General features: G+C 56.7%; 18 protein-coding genes. 10 read left to right on the forward strand and 8 right to left on the reverse strand.

Going from position 1 to position 22,351, the window contains the following annotated elements; all coding sequences use genetic code 11:
- Positions 1-81: 81 nt before the first annotated feature.
- Positions 82-708 (reverse strand): TetR/AcrR family transcriptional regulator, encoded by a 627-nt coding sequence (locus ACQUQP_RS10630; RefSeq protein WP_432695004.1) that lies wholly within the window; start codon positions 706-708, stop codon positions 82-84.
- Between the two features lie 280 nt (positions 709-988).
- Here ACQUQP_RS10630 and ACQUQP_RS10635 point away from each other — a divergent pair, with 280 nt between their 5' ends.
- The gene (locus tag ACQUQP_RS10635) at positions 989-2,053 is read left to right on the forward strand and encodes an arylsulfotransferase family protein (RefSeq protein WP_432695005.1); all 1,065 of its coding nucleotides are present in this window, start codon (positions 989-991) and stop codon (positions 2,051-2,053) included.
- A gap of 348 nt (positions 2,054-2,401) precedes the next feature.
- Here ACQUQP_RS10635 and ACQUQP_RS10640 read toward each other — a convergent pair whose 3' ends face one another.
- From ACQUQP_RS10640 to ACQUQP_RS10650, 3 genes are all read right to left on the reverse strand, one after another.
- On the reverse strand, positions 2,402-3,298 hold the full coding sequence (locus ACQUQP_RS10640) for a LysR family transcriptional regulator (RefSeq protein WP_432695006.1): 897 nt from the start codon (positions 3,296-3,298) through the stop codon (positions 2,402-2,404).
- 295 nt (positions 3,299-3,593) lie between these two features.
- On the reverse strand, positions 3,594-4,583 hold the full coding sequence (locus ACQUQP_RS10645) for a porin (protein ID WP_432695007.1): 990 nt from the start codon (positions 4,581-4,583) through the stop codon (positions 3,594-3,596).
- A 208-nt stretch (positions 4,584-4,791) separates the two neighbouring features.
- Positions 4,792-5,724: a LysR family transcriptional regulator gene (locus ACQUQP_RS10650; RefSeq protein WP_432695008.1), complete on the reverse strand. Its 933-nt coding sequence runs from the start codon at positions 5,722-5,724 to the stop codon at positions 4,792-4,794.
- Between the two features lie 272 nt (positions 5,725-5,996).
- Between ACQUQP_RS10650 and dctP the strand changes: the two genes are divergently transcribed.
- The 5 genes from dctP to ACQUQP_RS10675 all read left to right on the forward strand — a co-directional run bounded on the left by dctP (position 5,997) and on the right by ACQUQP_RS10675 (position 12,025).
- Positions 5,997-7,037 carry a TRAP transporter substrate-binding protein DctP gene (gene dctP / locus ACQUQP_RS10655; protein WP_432695009.1) on the forward strand — a complete coding sequence of 347 codons (1,041 nt, stop codon included), beginning with the start codon at positions 5,997-5,999 and terminating at the stop codon, positions 7,035-7,037.
- Positions 7,037-7,528 (forward strand): TRAP transporter small permease, encoded by a 492-nt coding sequence (locus ACQUQP_RS10660; RefSeq protein ID WP_432695010.1) that lies wholly within the window; start codon positions 7,037-7,039, stop codon positions 7,526-7,528. The genes dctP and ACQUQP_RS10660 overlap by 1 nt, the downstream gene beginning before the upstream one ends.
- Entirely contained in the window at positions 7,525-8,817 is a 1,293-nt protein-coding gene (locus ACQUQP_RS10665) for a TRAP transporter large permease (RefSeq protein WP_432695011.1), read from the forward strand. The genes ACQUQP_RS10660 and ACQUQP_RS10665 overlap by 4 nt, the downstream gene beginning before the upstream one ends.
- Positions 8,818-8,886: 69 nt before the next feature.
- Positions 8,887-10,497, forward strand: a complete 1,611-nt coding sequence (locus tag ACQUQP_RS10670; RefSeq protein WP_432695012.1) for a GMC family oxidoreductase — start codon at positions 8,887-8,889, stop codon at positions 10,495-10,497.
- Between the two features lie 40 nt (positions 10,498-10,537).
- A complete protein-coding gene (locus ACQUQP_RS10675; RefSeq protein WP_432695013.1) occupies positions 10,538-12,025 on the forward strand; it encodes an aldehyde dehydrogenase family protein in 1,488 nt (495 codons plus the stop codon).
- A 40-nt stretch (positions 12,026-12,065) separates the two neighbouring features.
- Here the strand turns inward: ACQUQP_RS10675 and ACQUQP_RS10680 are convergent, their stop codons facing one another.
- Complete coding sequence (locus ACQUQP_RS10680) at positions 12,066-12,986, reverse strand: LysR family transcriptional regulator (RefSeq protein ID WP_432695014.1); 921 nt, start codon at positions 12,984-12,986, stop codon at positions 12,066-12,068.
- Between the two features lie 125 nt (positions 12,987-13,111).
- On the opposite strand from ACQUQP_RS10680, the gene ACQUQP_RS10685 reads away from it, so the two are divergent.
- From ACQUQP_RS10685 to ACQUQP_RS10700, 4 genes are all read left to right on the forward strand, one after another.
- On the forward strand, positions 13,112-14,104 hold the full coding sequence (locus ACQUQP_RS10685) for a TAXI family TRAP transporter solute-binding subunit (RefSeq protein ID WP_432695015.1): 993 nt from the start codon (positions 13,112-13,114) through the stop codon (positions 14,102-14,104).
- 62 nt (positions 14,105-14,166) lie between these two features.
- Positions 14,167-16,092 (forward strand): TRAP transporter permease, encoded by a 1,926-nt coding sequence (locus ACQUQP_RS10690; RefSeq protein ID WP_432695016.1) that lies wholly within the window; start codon positions 14,167-14,169, stop codon positions 16,090-16,092.
- Positions 16,092-17,405 (forward strand): sulfatase family protein, encoded by a 1,314-nt coding sequence (locus ACQUQP_RS10695; protein WP_432695017.1) that lies wholly within the window; start codon positions 16,092-16,094, stop codon positions 17,403-17,405. The genes ACQUQP_RS10690 and ACQUQP_RS10695 overlap by 1 nt, the downstream gene beginning before the upstream one ends.
- 10 nt (positions 17,406-17,415) lie before the next feature.
- Positions 17,416-17,871 carry a DUF3237 domain-containing protein gene (locus ACQUQP_RS10700; RefSeq protein ID WP_432695018.1) on the forward strand — a complete coding sequence of 152 codons (456 nt, stop codon included), beginning with the start codon at positions 17,416-17,418 and terminating at the stop codon, positions 17,869-17,871.
- Between the two features lie 631 nt (positions 17,872-18,502).
- On the opposite strand, the gene ACQUQP_RS10705 is transcribed toward ACQUQP_RS10700, so the two are convergent.
- The 3 genes from ACQUQP_RS10705 to ACQUQP_RS10715 form a co-directional block, all read right to left on the reverse strand.
- Complete coding sequence (locus ACQUQP_RS10705; protein ID WP_432695019.1) at positions 18,503-19,429, reverse strand: p-hydroxyphenylacetate 3-hydroxylase reductase component; 927 nt, start codon at positions 19,427-19,429, stop codon at positions 18,503-18,505.
- Between the two features lie 111 nt (positions 19,430-19,540).
- Positions 19,541-20,707: a p-hydroxyphenylacetate 3-hydroxylase oxygenase component gene (locus tag ACQUQP_RS10710; protein WP_432695020.1), complete on the reverse strand. Its 1,167-nt coding sequence runs from the start codon at positions 20,705-20,707 to the stop codon at positions 19,541-19,543.
- 188 nt (positions 20,708-20,895) lie between these two features.
- On the reverse strand, positions 20,896-22,215 hold the full coding sequence (locus ACQUQP_RS10715; protein ID WP_432695021.1) for a hypothetical protein: 1,320 nt from the start codon (positions 22,213-22,215) through the stop codon (positions 20,896-20,898).
- Positions 22,216-22,351 lie beyond the last annotated feature (136 nt).

Raw genomic sequence — 22,351 nt, forward strand, 5'->3', positions numbered from 1 at the left:
CCTGTTTTATTGTTGTTTTATAACGTTGTTGAGTTCACCCAGGTCCAGCGTTACTGCCGTTCCGCAATGGGAATGCTTCCGTCAATTGGAACCCGGGTTGTCTGATGCCAGAAATGGCGTAAGCAAATCAATTAGATAATTTCTAAATTCAGGCTGATCTACCTTAAAAGGGTGATTCGGGTTCACCAGGTCGTTGACCAGCACGCTCATCAATACCTGCACCGCAAAGCGGGCACGTTGGGGGCCGTCCGGTCCCAGTCGTGGACCCAGATGGCTGGACAGATAGTCCGATGCATGACGACCACTGGCGCGCATCGGCTCCCACATATCCGGGTCTTCATGCAATTTCATAAAGGTGGTGCGCAGCACACCTCGGCCGGAGCTGGTGAAAATGGCCCGATAGGTATCAACCACCGCCGCGATCACCTCGCTCATCTCGCCCTGCTGCAACAACTCCTCTGGCAGGTTGTCGTCTACAAAGGCTGCCCCTCGCTTGACCTGCTCATCGCGCAGACACAGATAAAAGGCCTCCTTGTTCTTGAAGCGGGAATAAAAACCGCCGACAGAGCTGCCAGCTGCCTGCGCGATGTCATTCACGCTTAACTTGTCCAGCGTGGTTTCGTTCAATAGCTTGAAGCCGGCTTCGAGAAACGCGGCTTGTAAGGCTGCACTGCGCGCCTGGGTAGCGGGTTTGGCGTTACTGGCCATTAAAAACTCCTGCACTTTGCCTTGTGTCGATTTGTTTTTTGCTGGCACAAGATTACCCCAAACGTCTGCTTACCGGATGGCTGGCCTGAGAGTCCTGACGGAATAGCTACCTGGATACTCGCTTCCTTAGCTAAAACCGGGATTCGTATCGCGACCCTGAAAAAAGAATACGAATTCGCATTCTTGTTTTCAACAGGTAACTTGGATATTCTCGAAAAAAGAGAATTATGATTCTCATTTCAACAACAAGAACAAACTAGTGATTCAAGAGGATGTCTCTATGTATCTGTCGCAAACCGGTGTCCTGCATCATGATCAACAGCGTGCCACTCCTGGTTTTACCCTGGTCGGAGGTATTCGTGGCTTTACCGTCAACCTGATCGATAATTTTGGTTCGGTTGTACACAGCTGGCGTCTGCCGGGGCGTTTGGGCTCCTACGCGCGCCTGTTGCCTGGCGGTAACCTGCTGGCATCGGTCGTGGTCGAGGGCGGTTTCCCCGGCGCCCGTGCCCGCGGTGGTCGCATCATTGAGCTGAACTGGGATGGCGAGGTTGTGTGGGAATTTACCGATCCGATGCAGCATCACGATATCCGTCGTCTTCCCAACGGTAATACCCTGTATATCGGCTGGCAGCCGATGCAGAAGGAGCAGCAGGTGCGGGTGCAGGGCGGTATACCGGGTAGCGAACCTAACGGTGTTATTCATGAGGATTACATTCGTGAAATCACCCCGGCGGGAGAGGTGGTCTGGAACTGGAGTGCCAGCCAGCTGGAAATTGAAAGCTACCCGATCGCGTCCGGTACTGACCGTGGCGAGTTTGCCCACTGCAACACCATCAACCCCATCGATGATGAGCATGTGATGGTGTGTTTCCGCAATACCAACACCATCGGTATTATCGAGCGGGCCAGCGGCAATATGGTCTGGAAGAAGCAGGATCACCACTGGGGTCACCCTCACGATCCGCAGATCCTTCGCAACGGTAATATCCTGCTGTTCTGTAACGGCGCTCATGATGAAGCCCAGCCGCACTTCTCCTATCTGGTTGAATTGGATCGGCAAACCGGGGACGAGGTCTGGCGTTATCAGGCGCCGATTCCCTGGCATTTTTACAGCCACGTGATGTCAGGTGCCAATGAACTGCCCAGCGGCAATCTGCTGGTGATCCAGTCAGCTGCAGGTCGGGTGTTTGAGATCACCCGCGCCGGTGAAGTGGTGTGGGATTATGTAAACCCGGTATTCGAAGGTTACTTCCCAACAGCCAAGCGCCCGGTCAACTGTGTGTTCCGTGCCTTCCGCTATCAGGCTGATAGCCCGGAGCTGGAAGGGCGTGTACTGGTGTAACCACCGATTCAAGAACGACTGGGGTTGACTGCCTGCCAGCTGCTAAACAGCGACCGGCAGGTGGTCTGCATCGACCTGGTGCTGTACCGATTTACTTGAGGCTGCGTCATGAACAGCAATCAACAGAACTGGTGTGCCGATGAAGCACAGAATTTCGCCAGGCCGAGCTGGAGCGCGTCCAGCGCTGGCGTCCCTGGGTTCATCTGGGGGTAAGTGCTATCCGCCCGGTGCTGGCACTGGTGCGGCAGCAGATTCCTGAGCAGCGATTGTTGGGGCGCTGGCACGATCGAGTGAGAGAGGGGATGAATGCCAATACTTCCCTTTGCAGTCACTGAATGCTGTCTGTCCCTAGCGAATAAAGTTGGTGCAGTGCAAACGGACCAGGCGTGCCAGCGCCTCGGCGGCGGGCGTTAGAGGGGAGTCATGCCGCGTAAACAGCGAGATCGGAACGCTCGGTGATTTCTGGAACAGATCGATTTTCTTCAGCCCCATCTCCTGTGGGCTAGCGTGCAGCAACTGCTCCGGGAACAGGCAGCAGCAGTCTGATTTCTTTACAACCTCCAAAACCATGGTCAGTGAGTTTAGCCAAATAACCCGTTTGGGCGCGGAAATACCGTTGAAAGTGAACATATCGTTGTACAGTTTACCGGGGCCTTTCTGGCTGCTCATGACCACCCACGGAGCATCCGCCAGTTCCTCGACCCGGCGTGCCTTATGAAACGCCGAGCCAGATTTGGCCACGGCGACAAGTTGGCTTTGGAAGAGAATCTCCTCATTGAATTCAACGCTGCTCTCTTCGGGGCTGGGTCCAACGTTGAAATCGATGAAGCCCTCTCGCAGGCGGTTGAGTGCTTCGGGGTAAACCGCTTCAGTGATATTGATCTCGATATCGGGCCATTGCTTGCGAAAATCCATGATTACCGAGGGCATTATCGCATAGGCCACCAGTGGCGAGGCGCAGGCAGCGACCTGGCCTTTGGAAGCACCGAGCAATTGCGCCATTTCCGCTTTCAGCGTGTTGGTTTCGGCACAAATGATGCGGGCGCGGGCAATGGTGCGTTTGCCCAGTTCGGTGGGTGTCATGCCGCGGGAGGAGCGGGAAAACAGCGGTACGCCAAGCTCCTCTTCCAATGATTTCAGCGCCTTGGTGAGGGTGGGCTGGGTTTTGCCGAGCACATTGCAGGCGGAATGGATCGAGCCTGAATCGGCGATCGCCAGAATCAATTCAAGTTGCTGCAGAGTCATGATGATTCCTTTTTTCTATCAATACTAGCAAATAAGCGAATTGAATGAATCGCATGCGGTGCCTTTATCGACCGCTGACTCTTGTTGTTATGTCGGTCATTTATAGACCCTGGTTGACGCTGGGAGTGGCGAACCGAGATCAGCCGGATGGCGGATCAATTCAGGTGATTTTCTGCGCAATTATCTGTTGAGGGAGGTGCTGGTGCGGGGGAGGAAAGCGAGGAATTGTAAGCCCGGATTTGGCAGAAAGAAACGCCGCCTGAAGGGGGGTAGGCGGCGTCTCCAGCGATAAACCTTAGAACTTCAGGTTCACGCCCACCGCGACATTGTTGTCGGTGGTGTCATACTGCCCGGTTTCGGCCCAGAGAGCGATCTGCGGGTGCAGCTGTTTTTTGACCTGGAATACAACGCCGTAGTTGTCGGTGGCGTCGATGTCGGCATCCTTGTCGTAGTAGCCCAGAGCAGCAGACAGACCGTTGCCGAAGGAGTAGCGGCCCGCTACGCCGTAGGAGTCAAAGTCGTTGCCGTTGAAGGTGTCCTTGTTGATCTCGTAGGTCGCACCCAGGTGCAGGTTGTCGAAATCGTAACCGGCGGTGAAGGCGATACGTTTGGCATCGTCAGTCGCACCTGCTGCGGCGGGCGGTACGTTCTCGTCAATCAGGATGTAACTGGCACCCAGCGACAGCTGCTCACCCTTATGGACGACACGGATAGCCTTGACGTCGGAATCGACATCATTGTCTTCCTGGATAGCCAGCATGGCGGCGACGATAAAGGTGTTGTGCCAGCGAGGCGTGATGTAGGCAATGACGTCCTGACCTTCATCGGCCTGGCTGAAAATCGGGTTACCGGTTGAGGTTTCTCTGCCGTTGTGGGTTTCGTTGTACTCGAAAATGTTGATGTTGTCGTACAGGTTGCGGTAGGTGCCGCTGGTAGTGCGCGGTGCCAGCAGGAAAGTACCGTAGGGTGTCGGGAAGAAGGCCTTGGCTTCCTTGACGCGAATTTCGTCGTCGTCACCATTGGCGTCGTCGCGGTTCGCCGCCTGTGCCATGTCGACGGTAAATTCATACTTCATCTTGAAGTCCTGGTAGCCCACCAGGCCATGAATACCCGCTTCCAGTTCGAAAGCTTCCGGGTCGAAGTCCTTATTTTCGGCCTTCAGTGCCCCCATGCTGAAGAAGCCGTGAAACTCCGGCTTGGGAAGTTCCAGTGCATCAGATGCATAGGCGCCACTTGCCATGAAAATACCAAGTGCCAGAGCGGAGGATTGAATATATTTCTGCATTGTTGGTCTCGTTATTTTAATTAGGTTTAACCGGGTGAGCAGAAGGTAACACCGCATTTATCAATTAATTTCAGTGCGTTTCACCTGGTAAAACGACCGGAAGTGCCCGGTAATCAAGGGCTGGCGATAACCTGGATCAATTGGCGAAAAGCGGAAATAAAAAATTATGAGCGAAGGGTGCGGGGGTTGTCGCAGGCCTTAACGCGCTTTATTCCATCTCTTTAGAGAACGTCTGCAATAATTCAAGCAGCCGATGAGTGGGCTCGGAAAGCTGTAGTTTTTTTAAAGTTATACTGCACATCGGACCTTTCAGTAGTTTAACAGGCGCGTGTAAGCGCTTGATGATACCCAGTTTTTCGTAGGTAATCGCTTGGCTTCTTGGTATCACTGTCAGCATGGAACTATCGTGCAAAAGGGCCAGCGACTGCAGGTATCTGTCGGTCTCTATATCACTCAGGCTGCCGGTGACCTGGGGGCGGTCGACAAAAATGGTGCGGTTCAGCACTTTCCGTAACGGAGTCTCGGTTCGGGGCAGAATCCAGGGGCTGGATACCACATCGTTGATGGTGACTTTTGCCTTTTTGGTTAATGGGTGGTTCGGGTCACAAATGATGCTGCTCTCTTCCTGGTAGAGTTCATGAATCTCCAGCGCATCCATGTCGGCACTGAACTCCGCGTGCGAAAGCATAATATCGATGGTTCCATCCGCCAGGCACTGCGACAGCGGGTTCGCTTCTTCCGTTTGGATATCGATCTTCACGCCGGGCATGGACGACTGCAACTTGCGCACGGCTTTTCCCACCAGGGTGGGAGAAAAAGCAGGGATCACCCCGATCGAAATTTTGCCGCTGCTACCGTATCGGAGACCTTCCAGTTCCTCCTGCGCCTGATCAAGCTGGCCCAATATCAGGTTGGCATAGCGCAGCAGGCTCTGGCCGGCGGGCGTGAGTTTCATTGAACGGGTAGTCCGTTCAAACAGCACCAGTCCCAGTGCCTGTTCCATCTGGGTGAGCGAGCGCGACAGGGCCGGTGGGCTGACATGAAGCAGCTCGGCGGCTCTACTCATGCTGAGCGCCTGTCCTAATACACTGATTAGTTTTAGCTGTTTGATCGTCAGCTTGCGATCGAGATCGGTAGGCATCGTTTGACCTGTTTTGCCCTGGTTTCCTGGTGAAAGCACTGATACCTGCTCTGCAAGGGCGCCCTCGGCAGCCGTCGTTTTACAGGGACGCTGTTCAGAGCTTGCGTGGTTTGGCAGCGCTGGCGCTGGTTCTATTCCTGATTACCAGACACCGGAATCCTAACATGATTATTAACATTAAGGTTAATTATGATGTTAACTTTTTGAATTGTCTTTGCCGCGGGCTTCGACGATGATTTGCGGACTATAAAAACTCTAATAAGGTGAACATCATGAAAAAAATGCTCAGCGCAGTTCTGTCCGCATCTTTGCTTTGTGCCGCCAGCCTCCCTGCACAATCCGAAACCAAAATCCTGTTTAACTCCTTTATTCCTTCGGGCCACCTCTGGAATCAGAGCGTACTCCACCCCTGGCTTGATGAAATAACTGAAGCCACAGATGGTCGGGTCACCTTCGATGTACCGCCGACTTCACTTGCACCGCCCCAGGCTCAGTATGATTCGGTCGTTAAAGGGATTTTTGATGCGGCTTATGTCGCTAATGTTTTCGTTGAAAACCGCATTAAACTGCCCTCCATTGGTTTGTTGCCGTTTACCCAGGTTTCAGTCGAGGCCAACTCCCAGGCACTCTGGAATACCTACGATAAATATTTTGCGCAGGCTGATGAATTCAAAGATGTTCATCTGCTCGGCTTTTTTGTCGGCATGGGCGGTGAAATACTGAGTGCCGGTGATCCTATTCTCTCATCTGCTGATCTTGAAGGGACTAAAGCCTACTCATTGCCAGGTGTGACCGCAAAAATGCTGGAAGACGCCGGGGCAACAGTAGTTTCTGCTCCCGCTGTCAGAAGTTATGAACTTATCTCATCCGGCACGGTGGATGTCTTTGCCAGCCTGAATGCCTTTGACTTCGAGATGTTCAAGGCTGCCCAGTATGCCAAGCACGTGACCAAGATTCCCGGCGGTACCCAGGCACCGGTATTCAGCATTTTTATTAATAAACGTGTCTGGAACAAAATCTCGCCGGAAGATCAGGAAATCATCACCAAACTGGCGCGGGAACCCCTGGCCAAGCTGATGGGTGCCTACGATGTTGGCATGCGCGAGTCCCGTGTCCGTCTGGCGGCCGAGGGCGTCGAGTTCCATGACGCACCTGAGGCCCTGGTGGAAGATCTCAAGCGCTCTGCACAACCCACTATCGATGCCTGGCTGGCAACCGCGGCCGAGCTTGGTGTAGATGGCCAGGCGGCGCTGGATTACTACGTCGCTGAAGCTCAGCGTATCGATGCCGAGATTCAGAAAAGGGATCAGTAATGAATGCCTCAACAAGCAAACTGTTTCGTGCCATCGAACAGACCTATGAGACCTTTGGTGCGATTTTTCTCCTGTCTATTTCGGGGCTGATGTTTGTTGATGTGATCGGGCGTTATTTTCTCAACAGCCCGGTCAAGGGTGCCTTCGATATTATCGAGGCACTGATGGCGCTCTGTGCCTTCTGGTTTCTGCCGCTGCTCTCCAGGGATGGAGAGCACATCAGCGTGACCATATTCAGGGCCAGCGGTGGTGTGCTGGCGCGTATTCAGCGCGCGTTGATTGAGCTGATCTGTTGCGCAATCTCGCTGTTGATCGCCTGGAGTCTGTATTCCATCGCCTCTGAATATGCGGCGTACAACGAAGCGTCGCTGATTATCGGGCTGCCGAAGGCACCCTTTGTTTATATCTGTGCAGTAACGGGTGTGCTGATGGCACTGACCCATCTGAGCAGATTTCTGCGTGCAGTGACAGTATCGGAGGCTGCCAAATGACTGTGGCGATTATTGGCTTTGTAGTGGTGCTGGCGTTGGCCTTTCTGGGCGTACCGCTGGGCTTCGCCATGCTGGCCGTGGGCGTTGGCGGCTTTGCATTTCTTCGCGGCCTGGATCCGACCCTGGCGATTCTGCCGCAGACGCTGGTGGATTCATCGTTTACCTTCGGTTTGTCGGTGATCCCCCTGTTTATCCTGATGGGGGTATTTATCCATCGCGCCGGTGTCTCTGAGGAGCTGTACGATACTGCACAGACCTGGCTTGGTGAGTATAAAGGCGGCCTGACCTACGCTACGGTGGCGGCCTGCGCCCTTTTCGGCATGATTTCGGGCAGTTCCCTGGCGGCGGCTGCCACCATGTCCAAGGTGGCTATCCCGCAGATGCGTCAGCGCGGTTACTCTGAAAGCCTGGCGAGCGGCAGTGTTGCGGCCGCCGGTGTGCTGGGGATGCTGATCCCCCCCAGTGTGCCGCTGATGATCTACGGCCTGATCGCTGATCAGGATATCCGCAAACTGTTTATCGCCGTGACCATCCCGGGTGTGCTGGTGGCGCTGTCATTTATCGCCACCATCCTGTGCTACTCGCTGATCCGCCCGGAGAGTATGCCGGCCGGTGGTACCAAGCGCTCCCTGATGGAGAAGCTGGCGTCGTTGAAGGGTGTGATCTCCACGCTGGTGCTGTTTGCCGTCGTTATTGGCGGTATGTACGGCGGCGTGTTTACGACTACTGAAGCGGCGGGTATCGGCTGTACTGGCGCGTTTTTCATCGCGCTGTTCAGAGGCCGTCTAGGCATGAAAGGCCTGATCGCCTGCACGGTGGATGCGGGCAAGACCACCTGCATGCTGTTCATGATCATCTTTGGTGCCATGATGTTTACCAACTTCATCAACCTCAGCGGCTTTGCCTATAACCTGGGCGAGTGGGTGAGGAGCCTGGGGCTGGATACTGTCGTACTGCTGCTGGTGATTGCCGCAATCTATGTGGTGCTGGGCTGTGTTCTCGAGACCCTGGGTCTGATGCTGTTAACCGTGCCGATCTTCCTGCCTATCGTTGTCAGCTTTGGCGTCGATCCGATCTGGTTCGGTATTTTCCTGATCCTGATGGTAGAACTGGGTCAGTTGACTCCGCCGGTGGGGATGAATGTGCTGACGGTTAACTCGGTAGTGCGTGATATACCCATTAACAAGATCTTTATGGGTGTGACTCCTTTCCTGATAGCGAACCTGGTCATAGTTGCACTGATCGTGCTGTTCCCGCAGGTGGTGACCTACCCCCTGAGCTGGTTCTGATTTAACTCCTGGCGATAACACTATTCAAGATTCAGTCAGCTGGCGCTGTCAGTTGACCGGGGAGCTTTTATGCAAAAAACAGACATCCTCATTGTCGGCGGTGGGTCAGCTGGTGCAACCCTGGCAGGGCGTTTAAGCGAAAATCCGCAATTAAAGGTGACCCTGGTCGAAGCGGGAAAGCAGAGCTTGTATCCCTGGCTGCAGATACCGATCGGTTATTTCAAGACGGTCGGCAACCCGCGCTTTGACTGGGGATTCGAAACCGAAGCCGATGCGTCCATGGGCAACCGTAAACTGCCCTGGCCCCGCGGCAGGGGGCTGGGTGGCTCCAGCCTGATAAACGGTATGCTCTACCTGCGTGGTCACAAAGAGGATTACGATCAGTGGTCCAGCCTGGGCCTTAAGGGCTGGGACTGGGACAGCGTGCTGCCCTATTTCAAAAAATCCCAGAACCGCCCCGCGGTTTCCGGTGACACCATCGGGCAAGAGGGGCCGCTGACCGTCTCCGAACTGCCCAGGGACAAACTATCCGATGCCTTTATCGCCAGTGCCGAGCAGGCGGGTATTCCGCGCACCGATGATTTCAATACCGGTGATAACGAGGGTGCCGGCTACCTGCAGATGACCATCAAAGATGGTCGTCGCATGAGCACTGGCCGGGCGTTTATCAAACCGGTGATGGGGCGTTCCAATCTGACGGTAATCACCGGCTGGCAGGCGACCCGCATTCTGTTTGAAGGTAAGCGCGCCAGTGGCGTCGTGTTTACCAGCAAGGAGGGCGAGAAGACCATTCACGCCGCCACAGAGGTGATTCTGTGTGCAGGTGCGCTGCAGTCTCCGCAGTTGCTGCAGCTGTCCGGCGTTGGCCCGGCTTCGCTGCTGACCAGGTTCGGCATTCCCGTCGTTTCCGAGTTGCCCGGTGTCGGCAGAAATCTGGCCGATCACCTGCAGGTGCGTCCCGCCTATCGCTGCAAGGCAGGGGTGGAGACACTCAACGATGTGGCCAACAGTACCGTCAAGGGCGCGCGGGAGTTCCTCAAGTACCTGTTGCTGCGACAGGGCGACCTGCGTAACGGCGTTTACCGCGCAGGGGCTTTCTACAAGTCCAGCGCAGACGTGGCCTGGCCGGATGTGCAGATTCATTTCGGTCTGGTGAGTTTCGATCGCCCGCATCAGCCGCCGCACCCCTTTCCGGGCGTGACGCTGTCCGCCTGTATTTTGCGGCCTTACAGTCGCGGCTCGTTGGAGATTCAGAGTACTGACCCCGAGATGCCGCCAAAGATCGAACACGGTTACCTGCAGGATCAGCGCGATATCGATCTGGCCATTGCCATGGTCAGGAAAATGCGTGAGATCGCCACCAGCGGGCCGTTGGCGGAGCTGCTGGAGTCGGAATATGAGCCGGGCCAGGCAGCCCAATCCGATGCTGAAATTCTGGAGTGGATCCGCAACCGCGCCGCCAGCATTTTCCACCCGGTCGGTACCTGCGCCATGGGGACTGACGACAACCCGGAGGCCGTTGTCGATGAGCGTTTACGGGTACGCGGCGTGGAGTCACTGCGGGTGGTTGATGGCTCGATCATGCCGATTATTGTCTCCGGCAATACCAACGCGCCGATCATTATGATCGCTGAAAAAGCAGCGGATATGATCCAGCAGGATCTTGGGTTCACGCAGTAACGCCGCTGAATTTATAGTCGATATCTAGGGCAGAACAAAAATGACGACACAGAGCGAAATCGATAAATACAGAAACCAGGTGATTCCCGCACAATCCCTGTTGATCGATGGCCAATGGCGTGAGGCGGCAGAAGGGCAGCGACGTGAGGTGATCTCGCCTATCGATGGCAAGGCCTTTACCAGTATCAGCAGCGCCACCGCGGTGGATGTTGACGCGGCCGTACAATCAGCCCGGCACGCTTTTGAGGATGGCCGCTGGCGCAAAATGGCGCCCGCGGCACGCAAAAAGATCATGCATCGCTTTGCCGACCTGGTGGAGCAGCATGCAGTCGAACTGGCAGTACTGGGGGTACGCGAAAACGGTACCGAGATCTGTATGGCGATCAATGCCGAACCCGGTTCCGCGGCGGCGACGCTGCGCTATTACGCCGAGGCTATCGATAAGGTCTGTGGTGAAATCGTGCCCTCGGACGAGGATACCCTGGCGCTGGTGCGCAAAGAGCCGATCGGTGTCGTCGGTGCCATCGTGCCCTGGAACTTCCCGTTGATGATAGGCACCTGGAAACTTGCGCCGGCCATCGCCGCCGGTAATTCCGTGGTGCTGAAACCGGCGGAAACCGCGTCGCTGTCCCTGCTGCGCCTGGCTGAGCTGGCGCTGGAAGCGGGTCTGCCCGACGGTGTGCTGAACGTCGTCACAGGAACAGGCTTGAATGTCGGCGAGCCCATGGGGCTGTCACAGGATATCGATGTGCTGGCGTTCACCGGCTCCGGCGCAACCGGCAGCCGGCTGCTTGAATACGCATCGCGCTCCAACCTGAAACGCTGCTATCTGGAACTGGGCGGCAAATCCGCCAACATCGTTTTTGCCGACATGCCCGACTTCGAACAAGCCGCACAGGTATCGGCGCGGATGTTCTTCCGCAACTCGGGACAGGTGTGTGTCGCACCGTCGCGCCTGCTGGTGCAGGATGAGGTCTATGACGCCTTCGTCAATCGCGTGGTCGAGATTACCCAGACCATCAAGGCCGGCGATCCGCTGAGCCTGGGCACCGATATGGGCACCGTGCACTCCGAGGTGCAGCTCAACAGCAACCTGAAATTCGTCCAGGACGCCCGCGAGCAGGGCGGTGTTGTGCGCTGTGGCGGCCAGCGCCGCTTCACAGAAAGCGGCGGTTTCTACATGGAGCCCACCGTGATCGATCAGGTACTGCCGGAACATCGCCTGGCGCAGGAAGAGGTGTTTGGCCCGGTGCTGGGTGTGACCCGCTTCAAGGATGTCGACGATGCGTTACGGATTGCCAATGGCACCCGCTACGGTCTGTCCGGTGCGGTTTGGACATCCAACCTGAGCACCGCGCATAGGGTCAGCAACGGGGTTCGCTCCGGGCTGGTGCATGTGAACACCTATGGTGGCGCTGATTGCTCGGTCCCGCTGGGCGGGATGAAACAGTCCGGTAACGGGGTCGATAAGTCACTGCACGCGTTTGACAAGTATATGGATTTGAAAACCGTCTGGATGAAGCTTTAACTCACTTTAACGCACGGGGCCTGAGCGTCTGTGAGACGGATCAGGCCATGTTTGCCCGCAGGTCGCTGATCACGGCATGGAGGAACTTGACAAAGATCTGATAGGCCGGCTGATCAGCCACCTCTTCGCGGGTCCATAGATAAAGGTCGCGACGAACAACGGTGCCCAGGTCCACTTTCAGTGGCACCAGGTCATAATCCGCCGCGATCGCCGCCATCGGCAGGCTTGGCAATACTGCCAGATGGCGGCCGCGGGCGAGCAGCGTGATCAGCAACGCCGCATCGTTCTTGAACACCACCTTGGTGCGCGCCTGTTCAATCCCTCCTGAACGCAGCAGTTCCAGTACCTGCGCCTCGAAAGGGCTGGCCAGGCCAAGGCTAAGCCAATCGGCGGATTCAAAGTCCTTGATACTCAGGTTTTCCTTGTGTGCGAGCGGATGGTGACGACTGCAATAGACGCCGATTATGTCTTCGGCGATTTTCTCGCGGAGTATGCCATTGATAGGGCGGTCGTGGGGGGCCGGACTGATAACCACATCGTGCTGGTCATCCAGCAGTTCATCCAGCACCACGGTACCGCGCTCACTGCGCAGGATCACCGCGGTATTCGGAGCCTCGTCGATGATGCGTTCGATGATGTCAGGGATCAATGCCAGACCGATCAGCGGGCCGGCACTTATACGTAGCTCCTTGTGCAGCCCCAGCTGATATTGCGATACCTGCTCTCTGGCGATCTCCATGGTACGAATGATCGCTTTCCCCTCCCGCGCCAGTGCCTCGCCAATGGGTGTGGGCGTGACGCCGAATCGACTGCGGCCGAATAGCTGGGTACCAACCTGCATTTCCAGAGTGGCCATGGCCCGCGTCAGGGTGGGCTGGGCTATCAGCAACTGTTCCGCAGCGGCACTGATCGAGCCTTTTTCCAAAATGGTGGCCAGGTAAACCAGGTGCTTGGATTCCATCGGTAAGGGGTCTTTTTAGTATTCGGATTTGTTTGTTTGGATCGCCAAAACTTTATTATACATGGGTGTGACGCCTGGGTTAGAGTGATTTTCATCAATAAAAACAAATATAGACTGGAGACAGTATGAAGATCCCTTCCAAATGGATGCGCAATGGTGTTTGCGCTGTCGTCGCCGCTGTTGCTGCCAATGTAGCCCAGGCAGAACAGGTAGCGATGGAAACCACCGGTTCAGCCAGTGTTCTCTCGGTAATTACCCAGGCGATGGCTCCCCACTGGGCCGAGGACGGTGTTGAGCTGCAGCTGATTCTGAACCAGACACTGACCAAATCTCTGTTGAAAATCAGCCAGGGCAAACTTGATACAGCCGTGGTTCCTCCGTTAGCAGTCAGCGCGCTTTCGACCGGCACCGGCCCTTACGCTGGCCTGGGTGATAAGGCGGTTGAAGCGTCGAAAAATGTTCGTGCACTGTTTGCCATTCCCGGCAGCCCATTCCACCCGATCGTCTGGGCCGATTCCGGCATCAAGACCTGGGACGATGTTAAGACCAAGCGCGTCTACATCGGTCCGCCTGCCGGTGCGGCTAACCGCCAGTTGACGGCGCTGTTGAAGGAAGGTGGCGTTGAAGAGGGCGAGTTTATGCCGATCAAGGCACCCTGGGGCACGGGCAGCCAGGGATTTCAGGATGGGCAGTATGATGTCTTTCTCGGTGCCTTTGGCCTGGGCTCACAGTCACTGACCGAGCTGAGCCTGTCACGTGATATCTACCTGCTTTCGCTGCCGGAAGATACCGTTCCCCCCGAAGGCTGGGGTTTGACCAGGGTGGTGATTGAGCCGGGTACCTATGCCGGTCAGACCAACGAAAAGGCGATTACTACCTGGGGCACCCTGATGATGATAGCGGCCAACAAGGACCTGTCTGATGATGTGGCCTATCAGCTGACCAAAACATACATGGAAAAGCGTGAGGAAGTGGCTAGTACCAGTCCGCTGCTGTCCCTGATACCGAAGACCTCTCCCTTTGCCGGGATGAATGCCCCGCTGCACCCCGGCGCCGTGCGCTATTACCAGGAAGCGGGGATCACTGTTCCCGCCGATCTCCTGCCGCCGACCGAATAACGGCATATTGCCTCTGAATTGTCCGGGGGGCTCAGCGCCCCCGGCACGAGGGAGATAACCTGATGTCCAATCGTATTATTGCCTGGCCGCTGGCGCTCCTGAGCCTGGTCGTGACCCTGTATGGTCTTGCTAACGTGATGCCGGCTATCGGCGACTTCCGTATCGGGCCTTTCGATATGGTGTTTTTCCGTGGCTCTTTCTTTGCTCTCTGCGCTGTCGTGGTGATGCTCTCTGTGCTGGGCCGCTCTGACGGCAGCTTCCAGCACCGCCTGATTTCACTTGTCGCCGTGATCTGTACACTCGGGTTGCTCTGGTCCAGCTGGTCGTTTTACCAGATCAGCAGCAAGCTCGATGAGGCGATGTTTCTGTTCGGGCCCGCCGAGATGTGGCTCGCACTGATTGCTGCCGGCGGATCGCTGTTCTTCTGCTGGCGTATCTGGGGTGTGCCGGTGGCGCTGCTGGGTATCTTCGGTATCCTCTACATGGCAACCGGACACCATTGGCCCGGTATTCTGCAGACCGTAGAAATGGATATGGCCGAGACGCTGGCGCAGAACCTGCTGTACAGCCTCGATTCAGGGATCCTAGGCAGTACCTTTTCTATTGTGATCACCACGGTGTTCCCGTTCATTATTCTTGGCGCGGTTCTCGAGGGTGTCGGTGCCGGTGATTCCATGATCCGCATCGCGTTCTCCTGCATGCGTCATACCGCTGGTGGTCCCGCCCATGCGGCGGTGCTGTCATCAGGCCTGTTTGGCACCGTATCGGGCAGTGCCGTCGGTAACGTGGTCGGCACCGGTGTGGTGACGATTCCGATGATCAAACGCCGCGGCTTCACCCCCAATTTTGCCGGCGCAGTGGAAGCGGCTGCATCCACCGGTGGTCAGATTATGCCGCCGATCATGGGCGCTGCGGCGCTGGTTATGGCCGATTTTGTCGGTGTCAGCTACCTCACCATTATCATCGCGGTATTGGTACCGGCTATCGCCTACTACGGCAGCCTGTTTGCGATGATCGTTTTTGAGTCCCGCCGCCTGGGGATTAAAGTCGACGCGAATGAAGATAACGGCGTCGGACAGCCGACCCGTCAGGATTACCTGAACCTGCTGCTTATTTTTGCGCCCCTGGGCCTGATTGTGGTGCTGCTGATCATGGGCCTGTCTCCGTCCGGGGCTTCCATCTCGGCGCTGGCGCTGCTGTTCCCGCTGAGCTTTATCAACCCGGCGGTACGTGAGAAACCGATCAAGTTGATTCAGGCGCTATGCGGTGGCGGTCGTACCTTCTCCCAGTTGCTGATGGCCATTGCTGCAGTCAGCATTGTGATCTCGGCGCTGTCCGTGACCGGCGTGCCGCTGAAGTTCGGTATCCTGCTGGGCAGCCTGGTCTCCGACTCGCTGCTGTTGTCTCTAGTGATTGCTGCTTTCTGCTGCATCATTCTGGGCATGGGTATGCCGACGCTGCCTGCCTATGTAACTGTGGCGACTATTGCGATTCCGGCTATGCTGCAGCTGGGCCTGGAGCCGCTGACTGCGCACATGTTTGTGTTCTTCATCGCCGTGGCTTCGGCGATCACGCCGCCGGTAGCGCTTGCCGCTTTTGCTGCCGCAAGTATCTCGGGTGGCGGACCGGTAGGCACGTCGGTGCAGGCATCGAAAGTTGGTGTGATGATTTTCGCTATACCTTTTGCTTTCGCCTTCAACCCGCTGTTGTTGACCGTTGATAGTGCCGGCGTGGAGTTTTCACTGGTCGCCTGGCTCTGGCTGCTGGTCAAACTGGTGGTTGGCATCCTGCTGGTGGCTACGGCGCTGACCGGGTTTGATAAGCGAAAGCTTAATCTGGTTGAAATCCTGGTACGTCTGGCCGCTGCATGCTTCCTGCTCGCACCGGGTATGTTCATGGATCCGATAGGTGTGGCGCTGACTGTAGTAGCTTTGGTTTGGCACCGTCGCGCCGACTGCAAAGTGTTTCGTCTCAAGGTAGCAGACTAATGACCAATATTATTTATATCGTTGCCGATGACCTGGGTTACGCAGACCTGGGTTGTTATGGCGGCCGCGAGGCCCAGTTCGGGCAGGTATCGCCCAATATCGACCAGCTCGCCGAAGAGGGGATGCTGTTTCTGGAAGGCTACGCCAACTCGCCGGTCTGCTCGCCAACCCGTTTTGCGCTGATGACCATGGCTTACCAGTATCGCCTGCGTGGCGCGCTGGAAGAGCCGATCAATACGCGCAGCAAAGGCAGCACTACGCTGGGGTTGCCGCCGCATATCCCGACCCTGCCATCGCAGCTGCAAAAGGCCGGTTACCACACCGGACTGATCGGCAAGTGGCATCTGGGATACCCGCCGCATTTCGGTCCGCGTGCCTCAGGTTATGATGAGTTTTACGGCATCATGGCCGGTGGTGTGGATTACTTCACCCACAAGAGCGGCCGCGGCGACAACGACCTCTGGATCAATGAAGAGGAGCACCAGGAGATCGGTTACCTGACCGACCTGCTGTCTGATCGTGCGGTTGAGTTCGTGCACCGTCGTGCCGACAGTGCCGACGAGAAGCCGTTCTTCCTGAGCCTGCATTACACCGCGCCACACTGGCCCTGGGAAACCCGTGACGATGCCGAAGAGGCGGAGAAGCTGACCCATCTGTACCACCTGGATGGCGGTAACATCCATACCTATCGTCGCATGATCCATCACATGGATGAGGGCATCGGCCGCATCATGGCGGCGCTTGAGGAGCATGGCCTCACCGAGGATACGCTGATCGTGTTCACCAGCGACAACGGTGGCGAACGCTTCTCCGACAGCTGGCCGCTGGTGGGAGGCAAGATGGACCTGACCGAAGGCGGGATCCGGGTGCCCTGGATCGTGCGTTGGCCGAAAGTGGTCAAGCCGGGCAGTGTCAGCATGCAGCACTGTATGACCATGGACTGGTCACGGACGCTGCTGGAAGCCGGTAACGGTGAGGTGGATCCGGATTACCCGGTGGATGGTGTCTCGCTGATGTCGATCCTGAACGGCGACAGCGACGGCTTCGAGCGTCCGCTCTACTGGCGTATGAAGCACCGCGGACAGCGTGCCCTGCGCATGGGTGACTGGAAATACCTGAAGGTCGATGAGCACGAATACCTGTTCAACATCACCAACGATGCCCGTGAACGCGCCAACCAGTCGAAGTTGCAGCCGCAGCGGCTTGAGGAGATGCGTCAGAGTTGGCTGGACTGGAATGAGACGATGCCGCCGATCCCTGAAGATGCCACCGTAAGCCTATGCTACACAACGGCCGATATGCCGCAGCGTTAAGGAGTATTGCATGCAACCGGAATTGAAACATTTTGCCGAACTGAAGATTCAAGTGGATGCTCCGCAGGAAGTGGGTCATGCCCAGCACGGGCAGCGTCGCTTGATCCCGATCCTCGGCGGTACGGCCGTGGGCCGCGACTGGTCCGGCCGGATACTGCCGGGTGGCGCTGATTTTCAGCTGATCCTCACGCCGCGAATGGCAGAGCTGGATGCGCGTTATGTGATCGAAACCGACGCTGGCGACACTATTTATGTGCAAAACCACGCCATTCGAGTGGCCTCGCCTGAGGCCACCGAGCGTCTGATCAAGGGCGAGCCGGTGGATCCGAAAGAGATCTATTTTCGCTGCTGCCCGACCTTTGAAACCTCCTCCCCGGCACTGGCCTGGATCTGCGAACGCATGTTCGTGGGTACCGGAATCCGTAAGCCCGATGCGGTGGAGCTTCAGCTCTATGAGTTGATGTAATCCCCTTTACTACGCAGCACCTGTAGTTAGTTGAGTTGGACCTCAGCACTTTGTCGACCCAAGTGATCATTCACATCCAAGTTTTTGGTTGGGTCGACTTTTTTTAACCCCCGGTTTACTGATTAGCTCTGCCGACCAGAGCGCCATTCTCTCGCTTACCCACACCGTTTTCCGAATAGACGCCCCCCTGATATAAAAGTCCTGAGATACCGTCCCAGTGCAATTGTGTTTCACACACTCGTTTTGTGCGGCCGACGAGAGCTGCGATAGCGCTCTCCCCAATTGCATCGTAATGCCTTGATGTCGTCACCGGGACCCTGTGATGAACAGTCCGGCGAGTGCGGTCTAACACAGCCATCGCAGGCAACAGGGCCCAGGCTGGAATAGCGCCGGGCACAGCGGTCAGGCCAGGCGCCGGTCAATCTTTGAATCGTTCAATCGGATCTGCTGTTAATCTGCCCGCTCAGGACTTCGTAGCTGTTGCTGAACCTGAGGTGATTACACGTAGGGAAAAGGAGGCAGTCAGGCGGGTGGGCCAAGAGGCGAGTGCGTCGGCGTAGGTAAGGGATGTAGCAAAAAGGAGCGAGGGTGAGGGCAGCGTACAGAGAGCTGCCCTCACCGGGATGCGATGTTAGTGGATCGCGTTGAGGACCTTGCGGAAGGTGGCGATCTCGTCGTCGCTGAACTGGCTGAATACCTGCTGCTGGCGATCGTTGGCGATCTTCCACAGGGTTTCTGCCTGTTCTACACCGGCAGCGGTCAGGCTCAGCTTGTCGTCGGACAGGGCCAGCCACTCCTTGCGTTTGAGGATTTCCACGGCAGCTGTCAGATCCTGGTCCGGCATAGAAATACGCTGTTCCAGTTCGGCGGCACTGAGTGAGCCGAAATCATTCAGGGTCAGGATCATACGCGCTTCAATGGTACGCAGGCCGGTGGCCAGCTGCAGCGGCTGATAGCCCGCCTGGTAACGTTTAACCGCTTCCAGCATCTGGTAATACAGGTTGTTGGCCAGGCGCTTTTCGTTTTTCTGCTCGGCGCCATCGGAAACTTCGGATTCCTTGGGCTTAATACCGGCATGGGGAATCACGGCGGAGTAGGCGCCACCGTGGTACAGCAGGGGCGAGCGGCCGCAGTCGTCAAATGCAACCACTTTACCGATCAGAATCCAGTGATCGCCACCGTCGACTTTCTGGTAGGTTTCGCACTGGAAGCGGGCAGCGCATTCCGGCAACAGGGGGGCATCGCCAAAGCCCTTTTCATAATCGATACCGGAAAACTTGTCGTCCGAGGGGCGTGCGAAGTGATTCGACAGCGGAATCTGGTCTGCAGCCAGTACGTTGACGGCAAAGTGGCTGGCTTTGTCGAAGATATCGACACTGCCGGATGTTTTCATGATGCTCCAGAGCACCAGCGCAGGGTCCAGGGATACGGAGTTGAAGCTGTTCGCCGTGACACCGGTTTGCTCACCGTCAGGGGTGGTTGCTGTGATGACGGTTACGCCGGTGGCGAAGTTACCCAGCGCGCGACGGAAAGCCTTGGGATCAAATGCAGTAGTCATGATGCTTATACCAAATATTATTCTGAAAATGGCGGGTGACGGGGAAGCCAGGAATGGTATGCCGGGGAAGCCCCGGCAGGGGGAGGCTCCCCCCCGCAGCGGGTGCTGTGATTAGAGCAGGGTAGGATCCGGCTCCAGGCCGAGCAGTTCACGACCGATAATCTGGGCGCAGACATCGTAGTCGGTGTAGGCGTGGGCCGCGGTCATGTTGCACTCGCGCCACAGGCGCTGGCCTTCACGGTCCTGGTACCAGTTGGAGCCGCCCATCACCGCCCACAGACGGTTGACCGCTTCGACACACATCTTGATGGCGTAGGCCTGGTTGGTGCGCCAGTGAGCCAGGGTGCAACGATCCGGGTATTCGTGACGTTCACCGTACTCCTTGTGCTCCTGCCAGGTTTTCTCCAGGTAGGCACGGGCGGCGCAGACCTGCTGGTAGGACTCGGCGACACGCAGGATCGGCGGTACAGAACCCCCCACCTTGGCGCCGGTGTAAGCGCGGACGCGGTTTTTGGTCAGCTCCTTGTACACCTCGATCATGCGCTCGGCTACACCCAGGCTCATCGCCGCAAAGCCGCAGGCGAAGTAGGGGCGGTACGGGGTGTGATAGATTTTGCTGTCCGGGTACAGCGAACGACCGGCATGGCGTCCTTCCATCATATCCTTGGCCGCCTGGATGCGATGCTCGGGTACGAACACGCCTTCGATACGCGCGGTCTTGGTACCTGAACCCTGCATGCCAACGGCGTACCAGTCGTCGATGATGTGGAAATCACGCTTCGGAATAGCGGCAAAGCTGTACACCTTCTCGTCGTTCACCATGCGGTTCAGACCGACCAGAATCCAGTCCGCGTGATCGACACCGGAGCTCCATTTCATATCGCCGGTGAAGATGATGCCACCCTCGGTTTCTTCATACTTGCCGAACGGCGCGATAGAGCTGGAAGCGACGGTGTCCGGGTTTTCGCCCCAGAACTCGTCCTGCGCTTGCTTGCTGAACATCGCCATCTGGTGATTGTGGGTGCACAGAAGGCTGTAGGCCCAGGCAGTGGAACAGCAGGCGCCGGCCAGCGCCGCGATGCACTCGGTGAACTCCGGCAGAGAGATCTCCAGGCCGCCGTAGGCTTTGGGAAGAAATGCACGGTTCATCTGAATGCCATGGAGCATGTCGATGTTTTCCTGGGGCACCATGCGCTGCTCTTCGGCCTTGTGGGCGTTGGCGCGGATATCCGGCAGGATGGCTTGAAGTTTTTCCAGCATAGGGTTGGCTGCTTTCATTACGGACTTCTCTAGTTGTCGTTATTAGAAGGCTGCTCCTGGGGCACCGGCAGGTGGGAGCAGCCTGAGTTCGAAAGATGAGAGAAGTATTACAGCCCGGACCGAATTGAAAAATGTAACTTCCTGTCTCGTTATTGTACTTTTCTGTTTTTATCCTGGGTGTCAGCCCTTATTTGCCGGGCGTGCTGTTAGCGCACGCCCAGATATTCCAGCAGGTAGAGCAGCACCAGGGTACTGATCAGCATTATCAGGGTATAAACGCTGTTATGTGCCAGTATCTCCCGCGTTGAGCAGCGGAAGCGGGCCTGCAGAATAAAATTGAGTCCACTGAAGATACTGCCGGACATGGCCAGCGAGGTGCCCATGATGTAAGCGATCGCCATCAGGGTTGGGGTGGTGGTGATATCGGCGAAAAAGCCCATGCAGATCGCCACCACGGCGAACTGGTGGATACCGGCGTAGCCGAGAATGACCACGGCAAGGAGCACGAAGGCGGCGGTGTTGGCGCTGGTTTCGGCAAATGGCAGCTCGAGCAGGCCGGTGGCGATACAGGCCTTTACACCGGCGGCGAGCAGACCGGCGGTCAGGAACAGGGCAATTTCGCCGCGTGCGTCGGGCAGGCGCTCGATAATGTGCCGCCCGGCGCGACGGGTGGCATCACCTACGCCATTGCGCAGACTCAGCAGGGCGAAGGGGGCTAACAGAGCTAACAGAGCGACGACACCCAGGGTCGGCAGCGAGGGGTAAAGCCAGGCGGTCAACAGCACGCTGGAGATCAGCACCGCAGGCAATAGCAGGGTTGATGACTTGATCGGGTAGCCGGCGTAGCAGGACAGCTCTTCATTACGTACCAGTCTGGATTCCACCAGTGTCAGCAGCAGGCCGAGGCAGGCCAGGGTAATCGTAAACGGGTAGACCGCATAAATATTGCTGCCCGGCACCTTGTCGAGAGTCATCGGCAGAATGCTGAGGAAGGGCGACCAGAGTACCGCCAGGCTGAAGCCGCGGGCCAGGATGATCTGCGACAGTGCTGTGAGCCGTTCGGAGCGGTACAGCTGTTCACCGACCATCAGCACCGATGAAAAGTTAGCCACCGAGGAGAAAAAGTGCATCCCTCCCAGGGTGGTCAGAAAACTGCGTACGCCCTTACGGTCAGGTGCCGGTTCAAGCCTGGAGACCAGGCGGATGAAGTTGACCGCGGCAAGAAGCATCGCCAGCTTGATATGCTCGCTGAGGATATCAAGCAACGAGAGATCTCCACCCTGAAGCCAGGCCCAGCCGGCAAAGAGCAAACCGGCGCCACTGAGAATCAGGATCAGGCGACGCTGCTTGGCTGACAGATTCTTCAGTTCCAGCGCGACAAAGGTCCAGGCCAGGATGGTGGCGATGTGCGTGGCTTCGATCAGCTGAAAGGTGTCGGCCAGGGCGAGCAGCATGGCGCTGAAGATCAGCACACCTGAGAGTCTGGCAGAAAGGTCGACAGCGTTATTTAGGGTTCGCGCGAGCATAGCGGGCCTACTTACGTTGGATATTTCAGGCTTGATAGTGATCCAGCCGAGCGGAGAGGGATAAAGTCGTTCTATAATATACTTAATATGTTAACTAAATCAAGACGGCCGAGATTGGAGTAGCAATTGACAGAGG

Origin of the sequence: Marinobacterium sp. YM272 (genome assembly GCF_050908845.1) — a bacterium.
Classification (GTDB): domain Bacteria; phylum Pseudomonadota; class Gammaproteobacteria; order Pseudomonadales; family Balneatricaceae; genus Marinobacterium_D.

Bases quoted from the DNA above. Each gene is read 5' to 3' on its own strand.
- ACQUQP_RS10665 (WP_432695011.1), top strand. From the start codon at position 7,525: ATGACTGTGGCGATTATTGGCTTTGTAGTGGTGCTGGCGTTGGCCTTT.
- ACQUQP_RS10685 (WP_432695015.1), top strand. From the start codon at position 13,112: ATGAAGATCCCTTCCAAATGGATGCGCAATGGTGTTTGCGCTGTCGTC.
- ACQUQP_RS10675 (WP_432695013.1), top strand. From the start codon at position 10,538: ATGACGACACAGAGCGAAATCGATAAATACAGAAACCAGGTGATTCCC.
- ACQUQP_RS10640 (WP_432695006.1), bottom strand. From the start codon at position 3,298: ATGACTCTGCAGCAACTTGAATTGATTCTGGCGATCGCCGATTCAGGC.
- ACQUQP_RS10715 (WP_432695021.1), bottom strand. From the start codon at position 22,215: ATGCTCGCGCGAACCCTAAATAACGCTGTCGACCTTTCTGCCAGACTC.
- ACQUQP_RS10635 (WP_432695005.1), top strand. From the start codon at position 989: ATGTATCTGTCGCAAACCGGTGTCCTGCATCATGATCAACAGCGTGCC.
- ACQUQP_RS10660 (WP_432695010.1), top strand. From the start codon at position 7,037: ATGAATGCCTCAACAAGCAAACTGTTTCGTGCCATCGAACAGACCTAT.
- ACQUQP_RS10700 (WP_432695018.1), top strand. From the start codon at position 17,416: ATGCAACCGGAATTGAAACATTTTGCCGAACTGAAGATTCAAGTGGAT.
- ACQUQP_RS10645 (WP_432695007.1), bottom strand. From the start codon at position 4,583: ATGCAGAAATATATTCAATCCTCCGCTCTGGCACTTGGTATTTTCATG.
- ACQUQP_RS10680 (WP_432695014.1), bottom strand. From the start codon at position 12,986: ATGGAATCCAAGCACCTGGTTTACCTGGCCACCATTTTGGAAAAAGGC.
- dctP (WP_432695009.1), top strand. From the start codon at position 5,997: ATGAAAAAAATGCTCAGCGCAGTTCTGTCCGCATCTTTGCTTTGTGCC.
- ACQUQP_RS10695 (WP_432695017.1), top strand. From the start codon at position 16,092: ATGACCAATATTATTTATATCGTTGCCGATGACCTGGGTTACGCAGAC.
- ACQUQP_RS10630 (WP_432695004.1), bottom strand. From the start codon at position 708: ATGGCCAGTAACGCCAAACCCGCTACCCAGGCGCGCAGTGCAGCCTTA.
- ACQUQP_RS10670 (WP_432695012.1), top strand. From the start codon at position 8,887: ATGCAAAAAACAGACATCCTCATTGTCGGCGGTGGGTCAGCTGGTGCA.
- ACQUQP_RS10690 (WP_432695016.1), top strand. From the start codon at position 14,167: ATGTCCAATCGTATTATTGCCTGGCCGCTGGCGCTCCTGAGCCTGGTC.
- ACQUQP_RS10650 (WP_432695008.1), bottom strand. From the start codon at position 5,724: ATGCCTACCGATCTCGATCGCAAGCTGACGATCAAACAGCTAAAACTA.
- ACQUQP_RS10710 (WP_432695020.1), bottom strand. From the start codon at position 20,707: ATGAAAGCAGCCAACCCTATGCTGGAAAAACTTCAAGCCATCCTGCCG.
- ACQUQP_RS10705 (WP_432695019.1), bottom strand. From the start codon at position 19,429: ATGACTACTGCATTTGATCCCAAGGCTTTCCGTCGCGCGCTGGGTAAC.